The following is a 1531-nucleotide window of genomic DNA, read 5'->3' as shown; positions in this document are numbered from 1 at the left end:
GCGGGCTACGCTGCAAAACTGTCGACGCCAGATTTCTACGGAATGACGACGCCGTTAACAAGGGGCTTGAAGTGCTTGTCTGAGTGGCTCCAGCGTAGTCGTGGCTTCCTTACGCAGCCTCATGTTCCCGAGACGCCTCTGCCAACACATCGTCCGGCACACCGAGCTTCTTGAGAGCTTCGATCAGCCTCGCCACCGAACTGCCTGCGTATTTTTCCTCGTCATGACGCAAACCTTCGCTGATGTACAACTTCAGCAGTGTCTGGTATCCAGAAAGCCCCTTTTGCGGCGCGATTTCCTTGAGCGATTCCACCACGTCCACCGGAATGCGCAGCGTAATCGTGGTCATTGGCCGGTCTTTTACCAGCCGCTTCTTCATGCGGTCAGACAGCATACAAAGTCTCCTCTTCAGGTTCTGCTCGGCGTGCGGAAATGATGCGGATGCAAGAATCATCGATCTCGATGTGGACCACGTACAGGAGGCGGCCAAGCGCATCAAATCCAATGGCCGCGTCCCTCGTTTCGTCCTGGCGCGATGCATCCACCAGAACGACCAGCGGATCAGAAAAAACACTGGCGGCTTCCTCGAACCGGACACCATGCTTGCGCCTGTTCTTCGCTGCCTTGTGCTCGTTCCACACAAACAGATCGCCGTTCAGTTGAAAACGAATGTCCATCGGGCAATTCTAGGGCGAGTGTTTACTTTGTCAATACTCCGAGGCCGGTTTCCTTGCCCAGTTGGCACCCACACCGGCAGCCCTGGCGATACGAGCAGATAGTCGAGCCCGTCAGTGGGGTCTGGCAAGGGCGGCTTGCCGGTTTCCAGCAGGGATTCGAGAAGATCCTGCTCGGCAGCGTCATCGACGATCTTCATCGTCGATGCCACGTGCTGCGCCTCCACGATGCGCCAGATCGAGGCGCGCCAGTCCCTGGCTTCAGACGAGACCGCGAGAGGCGTCCAGGTACTGGACGACACGAACCAGTCCTTCCGTAGTCCCGATCAGATCGACAGGGCGACCGTTGAGTCCGCGGTTGTGACTGGCCAGCCACTTGCGCGCCGTACCCTCCTCGCCGACGATGGAATCCAGCGAACGGAAGGCGCGAATGAACAACAGGGCAAACTCCCATTCCTTGCGCTTCTGGTCGAGTTGATACTCGCCCGCGTACAGCCTGATGACCGTCGACGCACTGACGCCGAGTACCCGGGCGAGCAGGGAGCGCGGTAGATCAAGGAGATCCGCGGCTCGTGTCACCGCCTTGGACAGAACTGCTGCTGGCTGGGCTGTACTGGCCGTTTGAAGGCTTGTCTTCGGCATCTCGCTTTCCTTTCTGTGGAAATTATAGACATCCCATCTTTCTCCTGGACATTTTTTGATGACTTGGAAGGGACTTGACCGCGCCGGATGCCAAGACGCAATCTGCACTGCTGGTACGTCGGGCGCGGGGCGACAGGCCGCTGGCCGAGCTGGCGAGAGTGCTGGAAACGTCCTGGCCGGCTGCCAAGCGCCTCGAAGACCCGCGTCATTGGCCG

The 1531-nt window shown here is 58.9% G+C and carries 4 protein-coding genes; all 4 read right to left on the bottom strand.

Annotated features, from left to right (window positions below; translation table 11 throughout):
- Positions 1-109: 109 nt before the first annotated feature.
- Positions 110-394 carry a hypothetical protein gene (locus ACCAA_RS04550; RefSeq protein WP_186406060.1) on the bottom strand — a complete coding sequence of 95 codons (285 nt, stop codon included), beginning with the start codon at positions 392-394 and terminating at the stop codon, positions 110-112.
- The gene (locus tag ACCAA_RS04545; RefSeq protein ID WP_186406059.1) at positions 384-677 is read right to left on the bottom strand and encodes a BrnT family toxin; all 294 of its coding nucleotides are present in this window, start codon (positions 675-677) and stop codon (positions 384-386) included. The genes ACCAA_RS04550 and ACCAA_RS04545 overlap by 11 nt, the downstream gene beginning before the upstream one ends.
- Entirely contained in the window at positions 656-874 is a 219-nt protein-coding gene (locus tag ACCAA_RS04540; protein ID WP_186406058.1) for a hypothetical protein, read from the bottom strand. Before ACCAA_RS04540 ends, ACCAA_RS04545 begins: the two co-directional genes overlap by 22 nt.
- Positions 875-935: 61 nt before the next feature.
- The gene (locus ACCAA_RS04535; protein WP_186406057.1) at positions 936-1316 is read right to left on the bottom strand and encodes an antitoxin Xre/MbcA/ParS toxin-binding domain-containing protein; all 381 of its coding nucleotides are present in this window, start codon (positions 1314-1316) and stop codon (positions 936-938) included.
- Positions 1317-1531: the final 215 nt, after the last annotated feature.

Origin of the sequence: Candidatus Accumulibacter aalborgensis (assembly GCF_900089955.1) — a bacterium.
Lineage (GTDB): Bacteria > Pseudomonadota > Gammaproteobacteria > Burkholderiales > Rhodocyclaceae > Accumulibacter > Accumulibacter aalborgensis.
Note: the sequence above shows the minus strand (reverse complement) of the source record. Positions and strands in the feature narration are given on the sequence as shown.